Source organism: Primorskyibacter marinus (assembly GCF_003313245.1).
GTDB lineage: Bacteria > Pseudomonadota > Alphaproteobacteria > Rhodobacterales > Rhodobacteraceae > Primorskyibacter > Primorskyibacter marinus.
Map to the genome: position 1 here is coordinate 34,650 of NZ_QJSD01000018.1, position 18,960 is coordinate 53,609.

Annotated in this window: 21 protein-coding genes and 2 pseudogenes; 5 read left to right on the top strand and 18 right to left on the bottom strand. The window is 57.8% G+C overall.

Features of this window, described 5'->3' with window-relative positions; genetic code table 11:
- Positions 1 to 6: 6 nt before the first annotated feature.
- From DMZ65_RS16350 to DMZ65_RS16385, 9 genes are all read right to left on the bottom strand, one after another.
- On the bottom strand, positions 7 to 1,107 hold the full coding sequence (locus DMZ65_RS16350; protein ID WP_084355003.1) for an ABC transporter permease: 1,101 nt from the start codon (positions 1,105 to 1,107) through the stop codon (positions 7 to 9).
- Positions 1,104 to 2,102 carry an ABC transporter permease gene (locus tag DMZ65_RS16355; RefSeq protein WP_084355002.1) on the bottom strand — a complete coding sequence of 333 codons (999 nt, stop codon included), beginning with the start codon at positions 2,100 to 2,102 and terminating at the stop codon, positions 1,104 to 1,106. The genes DMZ65_RS16350 and DMZ65_RS16355 overlap by 4 nt, the downstream gene beginning before the upstream one ends.
- A gap of 79 nt (positions 2,103 to 2,181) precedes the next feature.
- A complete protein-coding gene (locus tag DMZ65_RS16360; protein WP_157960661.1) occupies positions 2,182 to 4,170 on the bottom strand; it encodes an ABC transporter substrate-binding protein in 1,989 nt (662 codons plus the stop codon).
- 379 nt (positions 4,171 to 4,549) lie between these two features.
- Complete coding sequence (galK, locus tag DMZ65_RS16365; protein WP_084355000.1) at positions 4,550 to 5,653, bottom strand: galactokinase; 1,104 nt, start codon at positions 5,651 to 5,653, stop codon at positions 4,550 to 4,552.
- Positions 5,643 to 6,698 carry a UDP-glucose--hexose-1-phosphate uridylyltransferase gene (locus DMZ65_RS16370; RefSeq protein ID WP_084354999.1) on the bottom strand — a complete coding sequence of 352 codons (1,056 nt, stop codon included), beginning with the start codon at positions 6,696 to 6,698 and terminating at the stop codon, positions 5,643 to 5,645. Before DMZ65_RS16370 ends, galK begins: the two co-directional genes overlap by 11 nt.
- A gap of 17 nt (positions 6,699 to 6,715) precedes the next feature.
- Positions 6,716 to 7,714 carry a UDP-glucose 4-epimerase GalE gene (galE, locus tag DMZ65_RS16375; RefSeq protein ID WP_116599910.1) on the bottom strand — a complete coding sequence of 333 codons (999 nt, stop codon included), beginning with the start codon at positions 7,712 to 7,714 and terminating at the stop codon, positions 6,716 to 6,718.
- Between the two features lie 41 nt (positions 7,715 to 7,755).
- A complete protein-coding gene (locus tag DMZ65_RS16380; protein WP_084354998.1) occupies positions 7,756 to 7,953 on the bottom strand; it encodes a hypothetical protein in 198 nt (65 codons plus the stop codon).
- A gap of 520 nt (positions 7,954 to 8,473) precedes the next feature.
- Entirely contained in the window at positions 8,474 to 8,635 is a 162-nt protein-coding gene (locus DMZ65_RS19525; protein WP_157960662.1) for a hypothetical protein, read from the bottom strand.
- 380 nt (positions 8,636 to 9,015) lie between these two features.
- Positions 9,016 to 10,044, bottom strand: coding sequence for an IS110 family RNA-guided transposase (locus DMZ65_RS16385; RefSeq protein WP_116599911.1), 1,029 nt, complete (start codon positions 10,042 to 10,044; stop codon positions 9,016 to 9,018).
- A gap of 348 nt (positions 10,045 to 10,392) precedes the next feature.
- Between DMZ65_RS16385 and DMZ65_RS16390 the strand changes: the two genes are divergently transcribed.
- On the top strand, positions 10,393 to 11,457 hold the full coding sequence (locus DMZ65_RS16390; RefSeq protein ID WP_084355140.1) for a replication initiator protein A: 1,065 nt from the start codon (positions 10,393 to 10,395) through the stop codon (positions 11,455 to 11,457).
- Here DMZ65_RS16390 and DMZ65_RS16395 read toward each other — a convergent pair.
- The 4 genes from DMZ65_RS16395 to DMZ65_RS16410 form a co-directional block, all read right to left on the bottom strand.
- The gene (locus DMZ65_RS16395; RefSeq protein ID WP_084355139.1) at positions 11,454 to 11,768 is read right to left on the bottom strand and encodes a hypothetical protein; all 315 of its coding nucleotides are present in this window, start codon (positions 11,766 to 11,768) and stop codon (positions 11,454 to 11,456) included. The genes DMZ65_RS16390 and DMZ65_RS16395 overlap by 4 nt on opposite strands.
- Positions 11,765 to 12,490 carry an AAA family ATPase gene (locus DMZ65_RS16400; RefSeq protein WP_084355138.1) on the bottom strand — a complete coding sequence of 242 codons (726 nt, stop codon included), beginning with the start codon at positions 12,488 to 12,490 and terminating at the stop codon, positions 11,765 to 11,767. The genes DMZ65_RS16395 and DMZ65_RS16400 overlap by 4 nt, the downstream gene beginning before the upstream one ends.
- A 145-nt stretch (positions 12,491 to 12,635) precedes the next feature.
- On the bottom strand, positions 12,636 to 12,902 hold the full coding sequence (locus DMZ65_RS16405) for a Txe/YoeB family addiction module toxin (RefSeq protein WP_084355137.1): 267 nt from the start codon (positions 12,900 to 12,902) through the stop codon (positions 12,636 to 12,638).
- Positions 12,899 to 13,150: a type II toxin-antitoxin system Phd/YefM family antitoxin gene (locus DMZ65_RS16410; RefSeq protein WP_179141569.1), complete on the bottom strand. Its 252-nt coding sequence runs from the start codon at positions 13,148 to 13,150 to the stop codon at positions 12,899 to 12,901. Before DMZ65_RS16410 ends, DMZ65_RS16405 begins: the two co-directional genes overlap by 4 nt.
- Positions 13,151 to 13,216: 66 nt before the next feature.
- On the opposite strand from DMZ65_RS16410, the gene DMZ65_RS16415 reads away from it, so the two are divergent.
- The gene (locus DMZ65_RS16415; RefSeq protein WP_084355136.1) at positions 13,217 to 13,477 is read left to right on the top strand and encodes a type II toxin-antitoxin system HicB family antitoxin; all 261 of its coding nucleotides are present in this window, start codon (positions 13,217 to 13,219) and stop codon (positions 13,475 to 13,477) included.
- A gap of 370 nt (positions 13,478 to 13,847) precedes the next feature.
- Here DMZ65_RS16415 and DMZ65_RS16420 read toward each other — a convergent pair.
- Both DMZ65_RS16420 and DMZ65_RS19530 read right to left on the bottom strand, forming a co-directional pair.
- A pseudogene (locus DMZ65_RS16420) lies at positions 13,848 to 14,141 on the bottom strand (transposase); the annotation flags it as partial.
- A gap of 141 nt (positions 14,142 to 14,282) precedes the next feature.
- Positions 14,283 to 14,990, bottom strand: coding sequence for a helix-turn-helix domain-containing protein (locus DMZ65_RS19530; RefSeq protein WP_143514696.1), 708 nt, complete (start codon positions 14,988 to 14,990; stop codon positions 14,283 to 14,285).
- 194 nt (positions 14,991 to 15,184) lie between these two features.
- Here DMZ65_RS19530 and DMZ65_RS16425 point away from each other — a divergent pair, with 194 nt between their 5' ends.
- Entirely contained in the window at positions 15,185 to 15,766 is a 582-nt protein-coding gene (locus DMZ65_RS16425) for a recombinase family protein (RefSeq protein WP_084355141.1), read from the top strand.
- 95 nt (positions 15,767 to 15,861) lie between these two features.
- Positions 15,862 to 16,092: a recombinase family protein gene (locus DMZ65_RS16430; protein ID WP_438942743.1), complete on the top strand. Its 231-nt coding sequence runs from the start codon at positions 15,862 to 15,864 to the stop codon at positions 16,090 to 16,092.
- 159 nt (positions 16,093 to 16,251) lie between these two features.
- Here the strand turns inward: DMZ65_RS16430 and DMZ65_RS16435 are convergent, their stop codons facing one another.
- Complete coding sequence (locus tag DMZ65_RS16435; protein ID WP_084355134.1) at positions 16,252 to 16,584, bottom strand: type II toxin-antitoxin system HicB family antitoxin; 333 nt, start codon at positions 16,582 to 16,584, stop codon at positions 16,252 to 16,254.
- Positions 16,581 to 16,835, bottom strand: coding sequence for a type II toxin-antitoxin system HicA family toxin (locus DMZ65_RS16440; protein ID WP_084355133.1), 255 nt, complete (start codon positions 16,833 to 16,835; stop codon positions 16,581 to 16,583). The genes DMZ65_RS16435 and DMZ65_RS16440 overlap by 4 nt, the downstream gene beginning before the upstream one ends.
- A 170-nt stretch (positions 16,836 to 17,005) precedes the next feature.
- On the opposite strand from DMZ65_RS16440, the pseudogene DMZ65_RS20205 reads away from it, so the two are divergent.
- Positions 17,006 to 17,465: pseudogene (locus DMZ65_RS20205) on the top strand (transposase family protein).
- A gap of 56 nt (positions 17,466 to 17,521) precedes the next feature.
- Here DMZ65_RS20205 and DMZ65_RS16450 read toward each other — a convergent pair.
- Positions 17,522 to 18,960, bottom strand: a 1,439-nt coding sequence (locus tag DMZ65_RS16450) for a Tn3 family transposase (RefSeq protein WP_157960648.1), incomplete at its 5' end; no start/stop codon positions are given.

Here is an 18,960-nt window from a genome sequence, read left to right on the forward strand (position 1 = left end):
ATGGCGTCAGTAATTTGCTGGGTCGGCTGCGTCTCTGACGCCGTCGCCAATGAAGTTCAGAAGCAGTACGACCACGACGACAAACAGGCCGGGGATCAGATACCAGGGCGTGAGCATGATGGCGGAAATTGACTGGGCGGGCAGAAGCATCACTCCGAGGCTAACCACCGGTTCCCGCAGGCCAAGGCCAAGGAAACTCAGCGATGTTTCCGCGATCATGATGGTGGAAAATGCGAGGGTGAGATCGACGATCAGATATCCTGTGAAGGCGGGCAACATGTGGCGCAGGAAAAGCCGCGTTGACGAACATCCCGCCAGCTTGCCGGCGAGGACGTGCTCATCGGTGTGCATCGAAATCACCCGCGATCGCACCCTGCGCGCCAGCGTCGTCCAACCGATCAGCGCGAGGATGACGGTCATTACCAGATAGACCTGCATCGCCGTCCAGTCGCGCGGCACGGCGGCGGCAACGGTGAGCCAAAGGGGCAATGTCGGGATCGACTGAATAAATTCGATGATCCGCATGATGACAGTGTCAAACCAGCCGCGCAGATAGCCCGCCATACCGCCGATCGCGACCCCAAGGACGAATGCCGTGAGGACCGCGGCAACCCCGATAGACAAGCTGGTGCGGAAAGCAAACAGGGTTCGGGAAAAGATGTCGCGGCCTAGGCGGTCCGTGCCGAACAGGTGCAGGTATCCGTCGCCGGAGACACCGAACAGGTGCAAATCGCTTTGGAAAAGGCCAAGAAGCTCATAGTTCGAACCGCGTACGAAGAACTTAAGGTTCCAACGTTCGGTGTCATCGGTACGCACCACGCGTTTCAATGTGACTGGATCACGGCTGGTGATCCGTGCCGGCACTAGGGGCCAGGGTTGCAGCCTTCCTTCCTCGTTGACGAAAGTGATGCCCATCGGCGCGCCGTCGCTGTAAGCGCGGTTGCGCTCTTGTGGGGAATAGGGCGCGATGAATTCCGCGAAGACCGCCAGGGCAATCAGCAGAGCAAACAGTTTCAGACTGATCGAGGCGAGGCGATTGCCGTGAAAAACGCGCCTGGCCAGCTGGAGTCGCGACAGCTCGGTCGGGTTCATGTCGATAGCGGTCATCGTGCGCTCTCCACGCTTTGCCGGATCCGGGGGTCCAGTGCGAACAAAAGCAGGTCAGAGATGAGCGTGCCAATCACGACGAGCAAGTAGTAGATCAGCAGGATCGATCCGGCCAAGGGCATATCCTGGTTGACGAGTGATTGGAGGAAAACCGGCCCCATATCTGGCAGGGACAGCACGATACCGACAATCGGCGCGCCAGAAATTACGCTGGTCAATTCCCATCCGATGGTCGCCACGATTGGGATCAGGGCAACGCGCGTTGGGTACTTAAGAACGGCGCGGCGCATGGGCAGCCCCGTAGCCCGGGCCGAAGTCACATAAGGCCGGTTGAGCTCATCCAGCATGGTGGATCGCATGGTGCGCACCTGAGCGGCGGTACCGGCCGTACCCAGAACGAGGACCGGGATGATCAGATGTGTCAGGAAATCGACGACTTTCGCAGTGGTCCAGGGTTCGCCCAAGAATTCGGGCGACAGGACACCACCGGCGGAAAGGCCGAACCACCTCTGCCCAAAATAAACCAGGATCAGGGCCAACAGGAAATTCGGGGTGGCGAGGCCGATATAGCCGATGAAGGTTGCGGAATAATCGACCACCGATTGCCGCCGCACCGCGCTGTAGATACCGAGCGGGATGCCCACAGCATACACGACAAAGAGGGCACCGAAAGAAATCGCCAGGGTCAGGGGAAGCCGTTCGGACAGCACGTGGGAAACGGGCTTCTGGAACTCGAAGGAATATCCCAGGTCACCGGTCAGGACGCTACCGATCCAGGAGACGTACTGCACGAGGAAGGGGCGGTCGAGGCCATAGGTTTGACGGATGTTCTCGACTTCGTCGGGGGTGACCCGGTCGCCTGCGGCGGCCCGTGCCGCGGCCCAGGCGTCAGCGTAGTCGCCCGGCGGAAGTTGAACCAGATAGAAGACGACAAAGGAGAATGCAAAGAGCACCACCACTGCTGACTGGAGTCTTTTGTATAGGAAAAACAACATTATCCCTGCTGCCTCGCGTTTTCAGGTGTTGGCGGTGCCACCTTGTGGACCGCCAGCAGGTCTTTGTCAGCACATGGGATCAATCAGCAGGGTAATACCACTGATCCACGCGCCACGGTTGAAGGTACCCGGTGTAGGACGTGTTCCCGATGGTCGTGATTTCGGGCACGTTCTTCAGGTCCTTGTTGATCACGCTGACCCGCGGCAGCGATGAAAAGATCCCGATGATCGGCATCTGCTCGCGGTGAATGTCCGTGATCTTGTCGAGCGCGGCGTTCCAGGCCTCGGAACCGGGGGCTTCCCTTGCCATCTCCGGGCCGAGCGCGACCAGATCATTGATCCAGGCCGGGGGCTCTTCGCCCTGGGAGCCGTTCGTGTTGATCCAGTCCATCCACGGCACGCCCATCAACGGGTCGTTGATGTGGAACGGCGGGACAAGGGTGTCGACCCCGCCGGCCAGCACCGGGTAGGTCGGCTGATCGTAGATCATGGTGATGTCCAGCGCGTTGGCACGACCCTTGTCGCCCAGGTCGACCGACGAGATCTCGCGCAGTTGGGTGTCAATCCCGACCGAGCGCCACATCTCGGCAACCAGCGTCGGAAAGTCCGGAGCGCCGGTGAACTGGGTCGAATACTCCCAGATGATCGAGAAGGGCTCGCCATCGGGGCGCAGGCGGAATCCGTCCGGCCCCATCTTCATCCCCATCTCGTCAAGCAGCTGGCCGGCGGCCTCGGGGTCGAACCCGGAAAAATGCATCTGGTCGCCGGGCTTCTCGGTGGGCGTGCCATGAGGCAGGGCGCTGCCGGGTGTGCCCAGCCCCAGGAACAGCGTCTCGCTGACCTCGTCGCGGTCGATTGCCATGCTCATCGCCTGGCGGAACCGCACGTCGGCGTAGATCGCGCGCACGGCCGGGTCCTGGTGGGTCTGGTTGAAGGCGATATAGGGTCCCTTGTTCCCCTCAGGCAGGATTACCTTGTAGATGCCACCGGCTTCGTTTTCCTTGAGCGCCGAGTAAGATTCGATCGGACCCAGGGATTTCTGGTCGACGTTGCCGTTGATGATCTCGATCACATAGAGGCTCGGGTCGATGAACCGTTCCCGGTGACGGTCGACATAGGGCAGCTGCTGACCCGCGCTGTCAACGTGGTGGTAGTAGGGGTTTGGCACAAAGTCGCGGTGCGTCTCCTCCGGGGCGGTGACCATGATATGGCTTTCCAGCGTCGGCACCTCCAGCCCGAGCGCGGAATGCGTCGTGCGGTCCATCCAGTGGCCCCAGCGCAGCCGGAACCAATCCGCCCATGTGTTATGCCCGGCGGCCTGTGCCTTGGCATCCGCATCCTCGGCGAAATCCCCGTGGAAAGGGATCAGCGCGTGTTTTGGCGCAAAGGCGGCATAGAATTGGCCCTGCGTGACCAGATGCTCCAGCAAATTCGGTTGCGGGACATCGAAAACGAACTTGACCGTCACCTCATCGATTACCTCCGCACGAGATCCGACACTCCAAGGCGCGCGCGTCGTGGGATAGAGCTCTTCGTTGTTGATCAGGTCGTTCAGCCAGAACGCGACATCGTGTGCAGTGAAGGGCGTGCCATCCGACCACTTGTGCCCCTTCCGCAGGGTAAAGGTAATTTCGGTGTAATCGTGGTTCCACGCCCACGATTTGGCGACGTCGGGCTTGATAGTGCGCAGGTCATCGTCGACCCGTACCAGCTGAACCTGACGCCAAGACAGACCCTCTGACGTATTCGATTCCAGCTTGCGCGCCAGGTAGCGCATTTCGCCGCCATAGGTCCCGCAATCTTCATAGGGCAGGATGACCAAGGGCTCCGCAGGCAGACGTTCCGATACAGGCGGCAGAGGGCCGCGATTTACCAGTTTCTCCAAATTAGGGTTGTCGTGAAAAGTAAGGCTGTCTCCTGTCTGCGCCTCAAAGGCCGAAAGTTCCACCTGATCAAGTCCGTGATGGGCGATGCCGCTGGGCGATGCCACGGTCGGGCATTGGTCGGACATTGCAGTCGTTGCCAGAAGTGATGCGGTAAACACAGTAGAATAAGAAAGCTTGGGCATTGTTTCTCCTCCCTGATGGGGCCTTAGCGCGATGCAATAATGTTCTGTCTTCGAGTGCGGAACTTGACATGAGTTTGCGAGTCTTTTGTGACCCTGGCATCTATGTTCGAGAGAAATTGATCCGGAAAAGTTAGATTCCCTGCCAGGGTGCTCGTGAGATATGGGCCGAGCATCTGCGATGTGCCGTGTGGGGCAGCCCGCACGGCAGTGCTTGTCTCGCCGAGCAGACCTGCTAGTAAACATTCCCTTTTCCTCTGAGTGACCTTCCGGCTGCCGACATACGACAGGCGCCGTTCCGACAGACCTCGCTCGCCCATTGCGCGGCGCAGAAACAGGCACCAAGGGTGCGCTACGTACCCCGCGCTCCGGATGTTGAGATTCAGGCTGCAGTCAGGACACGCACCATCGGAAAATTCTTGGTCAGAGTGTCGCGCACGTCGCCCAGCCTTTCTGCGGCCACCAGCACCACGATCGAGCCACCGAAACCGCCCCCCGTCAACCGCGCGCCGATCGCTCCCGCCGCCAGAGCGCCATCGACCAGCCTGTCGATTTCGGGCAGGGATACGGCGTAATCGGCGCTTTGCGAGTGGTGACTGGCGATCATCAAATTCGCAAATGCCGCCGCATCGCCCGCCTCCAGTGTCTTTGCGCCGCGCTTCACGCGGTCGTTCTCGGTCACGATATGACGTGCGCGCCGGTTCAGCGGTTCGTCCAGCGCCTCGATCCGCTCCATGTCGTCGAGATCGAGATTGCTCAGCGCCTCCACCCCCAACGCCTTGCAGGCGGCCTGACATTCGGCGACGCGGGTGGCATAGCCACCGTCGGTCAGCTTGTGCGACGCGCCGGAATGCACCACGAGGAACGAGTAGCCCTCAGGTAATGGCACCGGTTCGTGGTGCAGTGTCCTCGTGTCGAGAAAGACCGCTTGGGCGACCTCACCTACCGAAACAGCGAATTGGTCCATGATGCCGCAGGGCATGCCGACAAATTCGTTCTCGACCTTGCGGGCCAGCTTCGCCACGGTGACCGGGTCGGTCTCCGTGCCAAACAGAATGTCAGCGGTGCGCAGAGTGCAGACCTCGATCGCCGCGGAACTGGACAGGCCCGCGCCCATCGGCAGGTTGCTGACGACCATCGCGGTGAGGCCGGAGCCTTCCTTCAGACCGGGCGCGTTGCGGAAGCTGCCAAGCACGTAGTCCGACCAGGCATCGCTGGCGTTCTCGCACAAATCGCGGACCTCTTCGCTCTCGAAATCCGCGCTGGCCACGCGCAGCTTGCCGGCCGTGCCGCCCTGGCCCGCCGCCATCGCAGTGCCCAGCCGGAGCGGCATCGGCAGGACGAGGCCGCCGTTGTAATCTGTGTGCTCGCCCAGCAGGTTGACCCGGCCCGGCGCAAAAGCCACCGCCTCGGGCGGAATGCCGAAATGCGCCTTGTAGGCCTCGGCCACCCGCGCCAGCAGGATGTTGGCGGCGTTATCGATCATGTGTTGTCCCCGACTTGTAATGCACTTCGGATTGCTCCCGCAGGCGCGCAGCGGCGGTCTCGGCGGTCAGGTCGCGCTGCGCCTCGGACAGCATTTCGTAGCCGACCATGAACTTGCGCACCGTGGCCGAGCGCAGCAGCGGCGGATAGAAATGTGCGTGCAACTGCCAATGGCCGTGATCGCCCTCCGTCAAGGGCGCACCGTGCCAGCCCATGGTGTAGGGAAACTCGGTCTTGAACAGATTATCGCAACGGGTGCAGAGGCGCTTGAGCACATCGGCCAGCGCGTCGCGCTCGTCGGTGTCGAGGTCCGTCAGCCGCAGCACGTGGCGCTTGGGCATCACCATGGTCTCGAACGGCCAGATCGCCCAATATGGCACGACAGCGATCCAATGCTCATTCTCGACTACGGTCCGGGTGCCGTCGGCGGCCTCGCGCGCGGCATAGGCGACCAGCAGGGTCTCGCCGGTGTCCTCGGCATGTTGCCGCTGGCACTGGTCCTCACAGGCGACCTCGTTGGGAATGAAGTCGCTGGCCCAGATCTGGCCGTGCGGATGCGGGTTGGAACAGCCCATAACCGCGCCCTTATTCTCGAAGATCGCCACCCAGTCGTGGTCCTTGCCCAGGTCCTCCAGCTGTTCGGCCCAGAGATCGACCACCCGGCGAATGCAAGCAACTGACAGTTCCGGCAGCGTCAGGTCGTGACGCTCGGAGAAACAGATCACCCGCGCAGTGCCGCGCACCGTCTCGGCGCGGAACAGCGGATCGTCGTCCTGCACGGCCTTGGGCTTGTCGCTCAGCAGCGCGGGAAAATCGTTGTCGAAGACGAAGGGGCCGTCGTAGGTCGGGTTGACCACGCCGTTGACCCGCGTGTTGCCGGAACAGAGGAAGCACGTGGGATCATGCGCAGGCTTGTCGTCGCCCGCGGCTGCCTCGACCTGGCCCTGCCAAGGCCGCGTGTTGCGATGCGGCGACACCAGCACCCATTCACCCTTGAGCGGGTTGTAGCGGCGGTGCGGATCTTCGGTGAATTCGGGCTCTGCCATGGCACCCTCCCTTTCCTCTATTTCGCGAACGGCCCGAATTTTGGGGCGCGGTGCCAGTTCCAGGCGGTCTCGATGATGGTCTCAATGTCGGGGGTCTGCGGAGACCAGCCCAGCTCTTCCCGTGCGCGGCGGCTGTCGGCTACCAGAACCGCGGCGTCTCCCGCACGGCGCGGCGCAATCCGGTAGGGGATCTTGTGGTTCTTGCCGATCACCTTTTCGGCGGCGTTAATCACCTCCTTGTTGGAAAAGCCGTTGCCATTGCCGAGGTTGAAGGCATGGGTGCCGGGGTTCTTCTCCATGTAGTCGAGCGCGGTGAGGTGCGCCGAGGCGATATCGTCGATATGGATGTAGTCGCGAATGTTGGTGCCGTCGCGGGTGTCGTAATCGTCACCGAAGATCTCCAGCCCGTCGCGTTCGCCCATGGCTGCCAGCAGCACATTGGGCACCAAGTGGGTCTCCGGATCGTGCGCCTCGCCGATCTCCCCAGAGGTATGGGCACCGGCGGCATTGAAGTAGCGGAAAAAGACCGAACGGATGCCGAAAGCATGGCCGTAATCCGCCAGCACCTGCTCGATCATCAGCTTGGACCGGCCATAGGGATTGAGCGGCACCTTGGGGTGGCCTTCGTCGATCAACTCGGCCTGCGGATTGCCGAAGATCGCCGCGGTCGAGGAGAACACAAACTTGTCCACCCTGGCCACCCGCATTGCGTCCAGCAGGTTCAATGTGCCGGTGACGTTGTTTCGGTAGTAGATGTCGGGTGCCGCCACAGACTCGCCCACCGCAATCAGCGCCGCGAAGTGGTAGACCGCATCGAAATCGTGCTCGGCAAACACGGCGTCAAGCGCGTCGCGGTTCAGCAGGTCGCCCTGCACCAGCGGCACGTCGCCCACCGCGTCGGCGTTGCCTTGCGACAGGTTGTCGAAGACCACGACATCGTAGTTGTTCTGCACAAGCTGGCGCACCATGTGCGAGCCGATATAGCCGGCACCGCCACAGACAAGTATCTTGGCCAAGTGAGCATCCTATGGATTTCGCGCGATGCGCCGTTGTGATGTCAGCGAGTACGCGCTTCGGTCTCGGCGTCAAACAGGTAGGCGCGGGCCGGATCGAAGCTGAGCAATACGCGCGCGTCGGGCGCTGAGCGATGAGCGCAGCGTTTCTCTGCGATTCGCCGCTCGTCGATGTGGTCTTGGGTTTTTTCGTAGGAAACGCCGTCGAGTGCCTCGAATCTGCATTCTCTGGTGTAGTTCATGTTAGTTCCCTGTCCTCCGTTTCGCAGGCTGGATTTCTAGCAGTGGCGACGGCTTCGCTCGGAAGCGTTCCGAAAACCGTGACGCCACTATTTGCGCTCACGCTCAAATACCGATTCAGCTGCAGAGTATCCATGGACACGAAAAAATTGAAAATCTAATATCCCTATATTAGAATAAGCCTAATCTATACACGTCACAGATTGACCAGCGGGGCGGATTCTCGCGACATGCTGCTCGAAGCTGTGAAGCGACGGACAAGCGCCCTCAGTCCAACGGGACATCCGAGGCCTTCGTGAAGGCATTTAAGTGCGCCTAGGCCCTCGCGGACCTGCCCGCTGATTGATCACCTATCGCCGACCGGTCTGCTGATTGCCTTGGCAGGCGCGCCATTAGCGCTTCCGGGGTTTGATCAACAGCGTGGCGCTCCCTTTTCAAATGAGAGGCCGCCCTGCCCCGCTCCAGCCTTCGGCGTCGCCCGCGCGACGCGTCAAATGATCTGTTCTGGCAACCCCTCGGGGATCAGGACCAGAAGTCGCGCACCTTGGTAAACACTGCCCGCGCGGGCCAGCTGTAACGGCAAAATTGGTCGAGCTCGAAGTCGCCCTCCAGTTGGCGCTCGAAACGATCCCGCACCGCTTTGCGGTTGGCTTGAGACCGCTTCTCAAGGTTGGCCTCGATCACCTCGAGACAGATCTGCCGCCAAGCTGTAAAGTGCACCTTCCCGGCGCTGCGCTCGATTTAGGCAACGCCCGATGATCAATGGCTCGGACCGTGATCTCCACCCCCTCAGACAATTAATGCAACATGTATAACCGCCCCTTGCGCAAGAGGTAATTTCGGAGCTGATAGTGACGCGTTATCGGGTGCTGACATGTATCCGGCCTCTGATGCAGCGCACTACATGCTGCGGGCCCGTATGGTGTTCGAAGTTCAAGGTCAGATCAGTCCCGCGTGCTCATTGGCACATGTTGCATACTGACTTGTTGAACCTGTCTCACGACTATTGCGCCAAACTACTCCTTGCCCTCTTACGCTCCGACGTTCTCGCAGCCACGGCAGCCTTATGCTGCCGCTACCGGAGACTGGTAGACACCACCACGGGCCATCAAGGCCCAGACGATGCGCGCCATTTTGTTTGCGAGTGCCACCCGAACTAACATCGGTGGCTTGCGTAGCAGCAGATTACCCAACCACGTTCCTGGCTGAGCCTCTTGATGGATGTGTCGTTTGATTATGACACTGTTCGCACCAATAATTAGCAATCGTCTCAGAGTTCGCTCTCCCATCTTAGTCGTTGCCCCAAGCCTTTGCTTGCCGCCCGTCGAATGTTGACGCGGCACCAGCCCAAGCCAGGCCGCAAAATCACGCGCCCTCCGGAAGTTTTCTGGTGGCGGAGCAAGAGTAGCAATTGCAGTGGCAATCAGCGGGCCGATACCTGGTACTGTCATCAGGCGCCGCGCAAGATCGTCTTCTTTGGCCCGGCGGGTGATCTCGGCATCAAGCTTGGCAATTTCAGTTTCAAAATGCCCGAGTGTTGCAATGAGGGCTTGAAACGTTGCAATGGCTTCCATTGGCAGTTCACACTCTGAACACTCGACGAGTGCCACGAGCTTCGAGGCATTTGCTACGCCTTGGGGTACGATTTGCCCGAATTCATTCAAGTGCCCTCGCAAGGCATTGATGGTTTGGGTCCGCTGCCGGATGAGAAGTTCCCGGACGCGGAAAACCATTGCCGCGCCTTGCGTTTCTTCGCTCTTCACGGAAACAAACCGCATTGTCGGGCGCACCGCAGCCTCACAAATCGCCTCGGCATCTGCCGCATCGTTCTTTTGCCTCTTCACGAACGGCTTAACATAGGAGGGCGGGATCAGCCGCACCTCGTGCCCCAACTTGCCGATTTCGCGGCCCCAAAAGTGGGCACCCCCACAAGCCTCCATTGCAATCACACAAGCTGGTAACTCATTGAAGAACTCCAAAACCTGACCGCGTCGCAGCTTTTTTCGAAACAATACCTTGCCAGATGCATCGGCACCGTGAACTTGGAACACATCCTTTGCGAGATCGAGACCAACAATAACAAGCGTTGACATAACCGTCCTCCTAATTGGATCAAACATGACCCACCTTGACACAAGAGTGACGTCGGGGGGGCGGTTACAGCATCAGTCCCTCCCCGATATGTTGGGGGTGGGACCCTTTGGGTGAAATGATGGGAAACTTCCTAGTGTTAAATATGTGTTATATAGAGTGTTACGCTGTGGATAAGTGTTCGTAGGCCTATGAGCTTATTAGGCTTTTAGAAGTAGTCTGTGTGTAGAGTCACGATAAATCGTGTGTAAAGACACGAAAGAACGTGTGTAAAGACACGAAAGATTTGTGTTTGTGTGTGAAATCACGAAAGAGCTTGACCGCGTGTGTGAAATCACGAACCATAGGCCATGGTGTGTGAAATCACGAAAGACAGCGACCGCTCTCCCTTGCTGCCAGATCGGCAGGAACAAGGCGACTTTTTTGTATGCGATATTTTTGATGCCGCACCCAAGGGTGACATGGCTTCGATGGCGCATCCGATTTTCTCGCTTTCGACAAAACCAGATCACCGAGTGCGGCGATACGAGGATGGGACGGGGCGAAACTATCTCGAAGTGAAACCTTCGTCCGATGGTCTGGCAACGATCCACGATCGCGATGTGCTTATCTACTGCATCAGTCAAATCATGGGAGCTATCAACAAGGGTCAGAAGGTTTCGAAAATAGTTCGCTTGAAAGCGTTCGACCTTTTGAAAGCAACAAACCGACCATCTGATGGGCGCGGTTATATTGGTCTACGGAGCGCCCTCGCCCGCCTTCAAGGAACACAGATTGAGACGAACATCGTGACCGGCGATGTCGAGCAATTGGATATTTTCAGCATCATCGACCGCGCTCGTATCGTACGTGAAACCCGTGATGGTCGGATGCAGGAAATCGAGGTGCAGCTCTCTGATTGGGTGTTCAACGCGATCCAAGCACACGAAGTGCTTACCCTCCACCGGAATTATTTCCGGCTGCGCAAGCCCTTAGAGCGACGCATATATGAGATCGCCCGCAAACACTGTGGCTCTAAGAAAGATTGGAAAATCAGTCTGTCTGCTTTGCAAGACAAGTGTGGATCGGCCTCGACCCCGCGCGAATTTAAGCGGCTGGTTGGCAACATCGTTGCTCAAGATGAGGCGTACAATCACATGCCGGATTATTCAGTCCGATTAGACGAAAACATGGTCGTATTTGCAAACCGTCACGCGGAAAATCCGCAGGCTCTTGCTGCAGCATCCGGGGCAATCCGTTTGAGCCCTGACGTGTATCAGGAGGCTCGCAAGGTTGCGCCGGGATGGGATATCTACACGTTAGAGCAAGAATGGCGCGAATGGATGGCAGACGGTGGCCTCGATGCACCGGCCAACCCAGACAGGGCGTTCCTAGGGTTCTGCCGGAAAATCTTTGAGAAACGCGGCAACCCTTAGCCGCTTCTTCCCTTCTGTTCTTTAAGCAACAGCTCTAGACCCTGCCACAGGGTAAGATCGCGCGTTGAACAAAAAGCCCGGAAATCATCTACTACGCGCTTCGGGCCAGGTATCGAAACTTTGTCCTGGGCCTCTTTGCGTTTGGGGCCAGGTTTAAGGCGCGTCGCGGGCTCCCTGCTGATGAAGCCAAGATCGGCCCCGGCCTTCACAGCCTCGCTTAATGAGCTGTCATCGAGCTTTGGCCGAGGCTTAGGCGCTGGCGTCGTCTTGGGCAGGTCGATCCCGCCGGAGAAACCGTATTTCCCACTCATGCCTGCTCCTTCGTGAGAGTTGCAATGACTGTTTGTGCGTAGTCGCGGGCATTCTCGATGGCTCCGGCCACCTGTTTCATGGCCTTATCGGTCACAGACGCGGTTTTGCCCTGCATTTCGTGTGTCACGATGCCCGGCAGTTCCGACAAGAGCACACCGTCCCGGAAGATGCGTGTGTAAGGCGCGCGCTTGGCTATCCGAACTGGCAGCGTCGGAATGTTGTTGAGCTGCATTTCTTGCCGCACGTCACGCTCATCCGTGGTCTGGAATGCGGCGTTGGTGCGTGTGAACAACAGAGCGTAGTGGATTTGCGCGCGGATCATGTTTGCTGTGGTTTGCACTAAGCGAACCGCTTGCGCTGCCTGTCGGGCTTCCATGGGGGCACCATCGAGGGGGATGATACACAAATCTGTCCGCGAAAGCGCAAACGTGACGATCTGATCCTTCGATCCCTCAAGGTCGATGATGAGATAGTCGGCCTCGTTGGATAGGCTGTCGATGAGCTCGACGGTCTCTTCAACCTGCGGTCGTGCATGAACAGTGAAAGGAACGTCCCTACCTTCGGCTTCGCGGGTCTGCGACCAGGCAAGGATGTTTGCGTTTGGGTCCAGATCAAGAATAGCAACACGACCGCCAGAAATAGCGATCTGTTCGGCCAATAGCATGGCGGACGTGGTTTTCCCCGAACCGCCTTTCGGGTTTGCGAAGGTGATTACATACATGGGGGGAGAATGCTTTTGTTTAACTCTAACGTCAACACTATAGTTGACTATAGCTATAGATTTAAAGTTATAGTTATAGTTATAGTTATAAATGATTCGATAAGTTCGACCTCGTCACATCGTGGTCGTTCAACCCTACGGGTTTTCAGTAATGAAATCGCAGTTGCGCAATCTTTAGGCTCTGGCTGTCGCCAGTACCACTGACCCGGTAGACTATTCGATCTTCCCGAGAAATCCGCCGTGACCACCAGCCGGTGAGATCTCCTTTCAAAGGTTCCGGCTTTCCGGTTCCTTTGAAAGGGGTTCGCGTGCATTGCTTGATCAGCTCGTTGATCCGATCACGTACCTTGTCGTTGGCGCTGACCCAGTACTGATAGTCTTCCCAGGCCTGATCGGAAAAAACCAGCCTCACTCGGTCAGCTCATGCTCTTCGCCAGTTCCAGAATCGAGTTGCGCGATCGACGCGCGCAAGCGAGATGCGTTTTTCGGTGTGGACAAGAGGTGCAACGTCTCATTGACGGCGTTCCAGGTGTCCAAGGATACGACGACAACGGACTCGCCCTTCTTGCGCGTCACGACAACTTCCTGCTTGTCATGAATAGCTCGATCCATGAGGCTCTTCAGTTGAGCACGTGCGTCTGAGTAGGTCATAACATCCATGTCGAATTTCCTTCGCCCCTCTATCTGTACAAGATTGAGTACAAGTAAAGAGGTCAAGCGCAGAAGGTGCGTAAAACTCACGAGAACGGAAGGATTCACACCGACGACATCGTCAAGGGGTTCATTTTTTGTAGGAAGGGTATCCGCGATGGTGTCGGCTTCCATGCCGACACTGTAAAAGGGCTGACGGATGCCTTTCACGAAGCGGTCGAGGATTACATTGAAACCTGCGAGAAGATCGACAAGGAGCCGCAGAAGGCTTATTCTGGTCAGGTGATGTTCCGGGTCGATCCTGAAGTGTACCGCAAGGCCGCGCTCGCGGCCTAGTTCTCCGGCAAGAGTCTGAACCAGTGGGTCAAGAGATCATGGGTCGCGCGGCAGGGTAGGGAGCCGCGCAGCGGAGGCGCTCACATAAAGCGCAATTAGATCGGATCGAACCTCAGAGGATAACCATAGATGCGCGTTCCGCAATCGTCCGCTGCGCACCGCGCATTCCAGCTGATTTCGCGCGAGTTCGGAGCGCAGCTGGACCAGTTCCGCCTTGCGCGAATAATACTCTTCTGCATTGTCGAGAAGTTCCGAGAGCTGCCGTGTGCCAAGCCGTGGATCAGCATGCAACATTGACCTCTGTATTGGGGTGATCGGCGTCCAAAAGTGGCTCTGACTCAGTTTTGGTGCAACTTCGGCCCCTCTCAGATCAGGTCGCTTGAACGAGCCGCGCTTTGAGCAGGTTGATGTTCGCCCTTCCATACATCTGGCGTTTGAGCGTCTTGAGGCGGTTAATCTGCCCTTCGGTCTGGCCATTCGACCATCGCTCCCTCAGCGCTGCGGCGACCGCGGCTTGATCGCACCGGAGCCCACGAGCGAAGGCACCGAGCAGCCCGTCCTCCGCTTCTTTCAGCCATCCTTCCAGCGCGCCTTCGCGAGCATTGCGTACCATGTCGGTAAACCGGTCGGTCAGTCTTCGGGCTTCAGCGAGGGCCGCCGTGGCTTTGGCGGAACGCGAGTGGATCCGAACCGTGTTCCCGACAAGCTCAACCTGGTTGGCTTTGAGACCTGCTGGCAGGAAATCCCGCCGTGAAAACTGTGACGCTATCGGCAACCTCCTGAAGAACCTGCCGATATATAGCGCTTAGCAGGTTGGGCTGCACCAAATCTGCTTCAGATCCAACATTGGATGCCGATTGACAGCCCTCCGGCGGAGTTGATAGCACAGGCTGTTTCTACCGCGCACAGGCGGCTCCAAACCGGCCGGTTTTTTTAGCACTACCCTCTTCTCTCGCAGCAGGCAGACTTCCTTGCGAAGGCGGACGTTCTCCCGTTCCACTTCACCCAAAACTGTCAGGTTGACTTGATTCACTTCCGTTTCGGTTTCTTGCGAGCAATGCTTGCCATAGAGGAAACCGGATATGGCACCTAAACATAGTGAAGATTTCAAACGCGAAGCGGTCTCGAGAGGCACATGGTCCATCTTGTGCCAGCGTGACCATCGCAGGATCGAGCGCCTGCACGATGGAATGAACGGTGCCATAGGATGGGACAGGCCACCCCCGACTCTTGGCAACGGCGTCAACACGCCGACAGATTGCGGCAGAGGATGGTCGGGGTTTGTGAAGCGCCAGCCCTCGATCAGAGCAACCAGATTTTCGGGTAGTTTGCGTATGTCTCGGTCCGATCGTGTTTTGCTCTCCAGCCCACCCAGACCTTCCAGTCCGTAGCGCACCAGCCACCGTTGTGCCGTCCGGATCGGAATATCGGCCGCGCGGGCGACGACAACAAGAGATGCGTCTTCTTCCAGATGAGGCCGCAGAACGGCGAACCGGCGTATTGCTTCCTCCACTGTGCTTCACTGATCTGTCCGAAAGGGGATCGATCACCGGACGGCTTCTCGCCGCCGGCCTCTCATCAGCATCTATTGGGAAAAGAGAGTCTCATTTGATTGGTACGATTATTATATCATTGAAGGGGCCCTTTGCGTTACACTCATTGCATGGCCAGACAATCTTCGGCCATTTCTGGCCCAAGGACGTACACATGACTGAAACCCGCATCGGTTACGCACGCTGCTCGACCGACAAACAAGACCTCGCCGCACAGCGTGCGGCGCTTCTCGATCTTAATGTGCCGGAAGATCGCATTTACACCGATCACGGCCTAACTGGCAAAAACCGGGAGCGCTCCGGTCTGGCCCAAGCTCTGGCAGCGGTGCGCGAAGGGGATACGTTCGTGGTGCCAAAACTTGATCGACTGGCGCGTTCCGTCCCTGACGCCCGTGCGATTGCGGATCAGCTTGAAAAGACTGGCGTCAAACTCGCCATCGGAGCTAGTATCCATGACCCGACTGATCCGATGGGAAAGATGTTCTTTAACATCCTTGCCACCTTCGCCGAGTTCGAGGTCGACCTGATCCGCATGCGTACCCGCGAAGGCATGGCCATCGCCCGCGCCAAGGGAAAGCTTAAGGGTAAGAAACCGAAGCTGTCCGACAAACAACACAAGGAACTGCGCCGCATGCACGACACCGGCGACTATTCAATCAGCGACCTCGCCGAGCTATTCGCCGTCTCAAGGCCAACCGTTTACAGGGCGCTCAATCGAACAGCGAGCGTCGTTTAACGACGAAAAAATGCCCAAATAGCGGTAGAGGTCATAAAAGCAGATCTGTTTCCAAAGCATCTCAAAAGAACGTTTGTGAAACATGCTGATCGGCTATGCACGCGTTCTCAAAAGTCGACGGCAGCCAATCCCTCGACTTGCAACGGGATGCCCTGATCGCATCAGGTGTCGAAGAGAACCAGATTTACTCGGATCTGGCATCCGGAAAGAAAGATGACCGCTCCGGTCTGGACGCCTGCCTCAAGGCATTGCGTGAGGGCGATGTTCTGGTTGTGTGGAATGTGAACGCCTCTGTGACGAGCACGACAGGTTCGAACACGCGGTGAACTGGTCCTTCATCGACCGCTTCGGGCCGATGTTAAAAAGGGGGTTTTGATGGGTGTGAAGATGGCAAGAAATAGGAACATTACCTTCGTACCCTAAACTGTCTCCTTTCCCCTGTTTTGCAAGGGGTTAAAATCGAAACCGTGTGAAGTTACGGCGGCTTACCCGGCGGCCCGATTGAGCACTTCTTCGGCCCATTGGTTCAGGCTCTTGCCCGACAGCTCGGCAGCCAAAGCAGCCTTGCGATGAACATCGGGGCTGACCCGGAACATGACCTGTCCCGAATAGGCTTTCTGCGGCTCCTTGCCGATCTTGGCGCAGGTTTCGATATAGTCTTCGACAGCCTCGTGGAAGGCTTCGCGCAACCCTTCCACGGTATCGGAATGAAAACCTACCCCGTCGCGAATACCGGCAATCCGGCCCGTAAAAATCCCGTCTTCGTCGTCATATTCAATCCGGGCAGCATAGCCCTTGTAGGTCATTGTGTTGCTCATGGTCTTACCCCGATCCGTTCCAGAAAGTCGCGGGCATCGCGCACCTGGTATCGTTTCGCTTCCTTGGCAGGGTGCGGACGGTGAAACGCCCCTACCTCGCCATCCTTCTCGAACCGCACCCGTGATCCGCGCCCTTCGATCAGTCGTGCCCCTGCGGCCAGCAGCAGGTTTTCGACTGCCGCCCATTCGATGGTGCCAGACACCGGATCGGTGAAGACGGCGGCAAGGGTTTTCCGGTGCTTGCTGTTCATCGCTATAAGATAGGCTTCGCTAGCGAAAAATGCAAGCGTTCCACGTGGTGCGCTGCACCAGTCAGCTCTAATCTCGTCCAAAGTGGAGCGATATAAAGGGTGTCCGGGGTCAGACCACGTTTGTTGCATTAATGACTAACCTCGCCAGTTTCGGGGTTTTGAGGTGAGGTATACCGCGCAAAATTCCGTTCAAACACCACCGCTTCCCTTGTGACATCACCCTTTACGCGGTACGTTGGTATTTGCGCTATCCGCCGTCTTATCAAGACGTGGTCGAGCTACTCTCCGAACGCTGTATCAGGGTTGACCGATCAACGGTTTATAGATGGGTGCAGCAATTTGGTCTCGAATGAACAAAACGAACCGGGAAACATCTGCGTCGTGCGAGCACCGATTGGCACGTGGACGCGACCTACGTCCGCGTCGGTGGCAAATGGCGCGGTTCTTTTCGGTTATCGCCAGAGTTTTCGATCCTTACGATCAACCTAAGCGACTTTGAGCGGGATCGAAACAATCCGAACCATCAAGCGGGGTCACATCTACAACAAGCAGCCGGGCGTCCTTGGCGAAATCCAGTTCATCGGGTCCGTCGGCATAAAGGAACGTTTGGTCCCACAGGGATCTCTGTAAGCGGTTAATTCGTTGTGATTTTTCCTGTTTTATCTCCCCCTGATCTGGAGGGTGTGTCAGGCGGCTGATTTCAGGGGGAGGATTCCGAGCGCGTCGCGGAGTTTATCATCAGAGAAGTCGTATTCGCCGAGCATGTTGATGTGTGCCCAGGCCATTGGGGCGTGTGCGGCGATCGTGCGACGCAGGTTTTCTTTGGTTTCCTCATCCGGGGCCCTTTCGAGTTGGTGGGCGAGGTAGAGGTAGTTCCAACAGATGATGCTGTTTTTGATGAGGCGGTTGCAGGCCTCGGCGATCTCCTGTTCCTCTTTTTCGGCTTGGGTGAACTCGCGGGGATTGCCAACGGCGACAGCGCGGGTGAAGCGGTTGGCGAGTTCGACCTTGTTGAGCTGACGTTCGATGGCCTGCCGCAGGCTCAGGTCATCGACATAGCGCAGGATGAACAGCGATTTGATGATCTGCCCGAAGGCTTTCAGAGTCTGATAGAGCGCGTGCTGCCGGGAATAGGAATTGAGCCGCCGGAAGATGTCGGACGCGGTGTTTTCCTTGAGCTTGATGGTGGCGACCAGACGTAACAGAGCATCCCAGTTTTCGCGGATCAGGGTCTCATTGATGGTTTTGTCCGGCGCGATGATCCAATCATGATCCCTTGGGCGGTCCGGCTTGAAGATGTAGAGGGTCTGTTTTCCAATGCCTTTGATCCGTGGGGCGAAGGAAAAGCCCAGCAGGTGCGTCATCCCGAAGATGGCTTCGGTGTAGCCGTGGCTGTCGGTGGAATGGATGTCACTTTTGACGACGTCATTGCACATGAGGCCATCGATTACGAACGCGCTTTCCCGATCAGCAGCGCTGATCATAAGGGAATGCCAGAGGATGTGGCGTTCATCAACGAATGTGTAGGCGCTGACGCCTTGTCCCTGGCCAAAATACTTGAACGAACGGCTGGCAGCGAGGCTTTCGCCGCGAACCTCGAACTTTTGCCCATCACTGGCGGTGTGCAGCTTGTCCGCCTTGTTCCGATAGATATTGGGCAGGTCCATCTCATCCATAGCTTTGACCACAGCGTCGTTCGCGGCGCGGATATTGTCGAGAGAAAACCGCCAATTAACGATGTGTTCCAGTTCGCCCTCGGTCACGCGAGACGAGATCCTTGCCATTTTGCGCACGCCGATTCCACATCCAAGGCCCATGATCCCAGCCAGGAGTGCGGGGCGGGAGACCGCCTGACGAATGTGGGTCTGCTGCCAGTGTTCGAAAGCGCCGAGCATCGCGCAGTGATTATTGATCGTCTCAAGCACCTGTGCCAGCGGTACATCGTGCCGTTGAGGAAACAGTTCATTGGTTGGGCTGGAACCATCCGCCCCGGCTGCCGGGGTAGCGATGTGGAAGGTGCCATCGGCACGTACCTTCAGATGTGGATTGGCAGCAGCATTGGCGTTCGTGCGCTGATATTGTTGTGTCAGCGCCTTCCGGAGGGGTGCCAGAATAGGTTGTGGGT

Bases quoted from the DNA above. Each gene is read 5' to 3' on its own strand.
- DMZ65_RS16360 (WP_157960661.1), bottom strand. From the start codon at position 4,170: ATGCCCAAGCTTTCTTATTCTACTGTGTTTACCGCATCACTTCTGGCA.
- DMZ65_RS16400 (WP_084355138.1), bottom strand. From the start codon at position 12,490: ATGTATGTAATCACCTTCGCAAACCCGAAAGGCGGTTCGGGGAAAACC.
- DMZ65_RS16390 (WP_084355140.1), top strand. From the start codon at position 10,393: ATGGTGTGTGAAATCACGAAAGACAGCGACCGCTCTCCCTTGCTGCCA.
- DMZ65_RS16350 (WP_084355003.1), bottom strand. From the start codon at position 1,107: ATGACCGCTATCGACATGAACCCGACCGAGCTGTCGCGACTCCAGCTG.
- DMZ65_RS16425 (WP_084355141.1), top strand. From the start codon at position 15,185: ATGACTGAAACCCGCATCGGTTACGCACGCTGCTCGACCGACAAACAA.
- DMZ65_RS16395 (WP_084355139.1), bottom strand. From the start codon at position 11,768: ATGAGTGGGAAATACGGTTTCTCCGGCGGGATCGACCTGCCCAAGACG.
- DMZ65_RS16380 (WP_084354998.1), bottom strand. From the start codon at position 7,953: ATGAACTACACCAGAGAATGCAGATTCGAGGCACTCGACGGCGTTTCC.
- DMZ65_RS16385 (WP_116599911.1), bottom strand. From the start codon at position 10,044: ATGTCAACGCTTGTTATTGTTGGTCTCGATCTCGCAAAGGATGTGTTC.
- galK (WP_084355000.1), bottom strand. From the start codon at position 5,653: ATGATCGATAACGCCGCCAACATCCTGCTGGCGCGGGTGGCCGAGGCC.
- DMZ65_RS16440 (WP_084355133.1), bottom strand. From the start codon at position 16,835: ATGAACAGCAAGCACCGGAAAACCCTTGCCGCCGTCTTCACCGATCCG.
- DMZ65_RS16430 (WP_438942743.1), top strand. From the start codon at position 15,862: ATGCACGCGTTCTCAAAAGTCGACGGCAGCCAATCCCTCGACTTGCAA.
- DMZ65_RS16410 (WP_179141569.1), bottom strand. From the start codon at position 13,150: ATGGATGTTATGACCTACTCAGACGCACGTGCTCAACTGAAGAGCCTC.
- DMZ65_RS16435 (WP_084355134.1), bottom strand. From the start codon at position 16,584: ATGAGCAACACAATGACCTACAAGGGCTATGCTGCCCGGATTGAATAT.
- DMZ65_RS16370 (WP_084354999.1), bottom strand. From the start codon at position 6,698: ATGGCAGAGCCCGAATTCACCGAAGATCCGCACCGCCGCTACAACCCG.
- DMZ65_RS16355 (WP_084355002.1), bottom strand. From the start codon at position 2,102: ATGTTGTTTTTCCTATACAAAAGACTCCAGTCAGCAGTGGTGGTGCTC.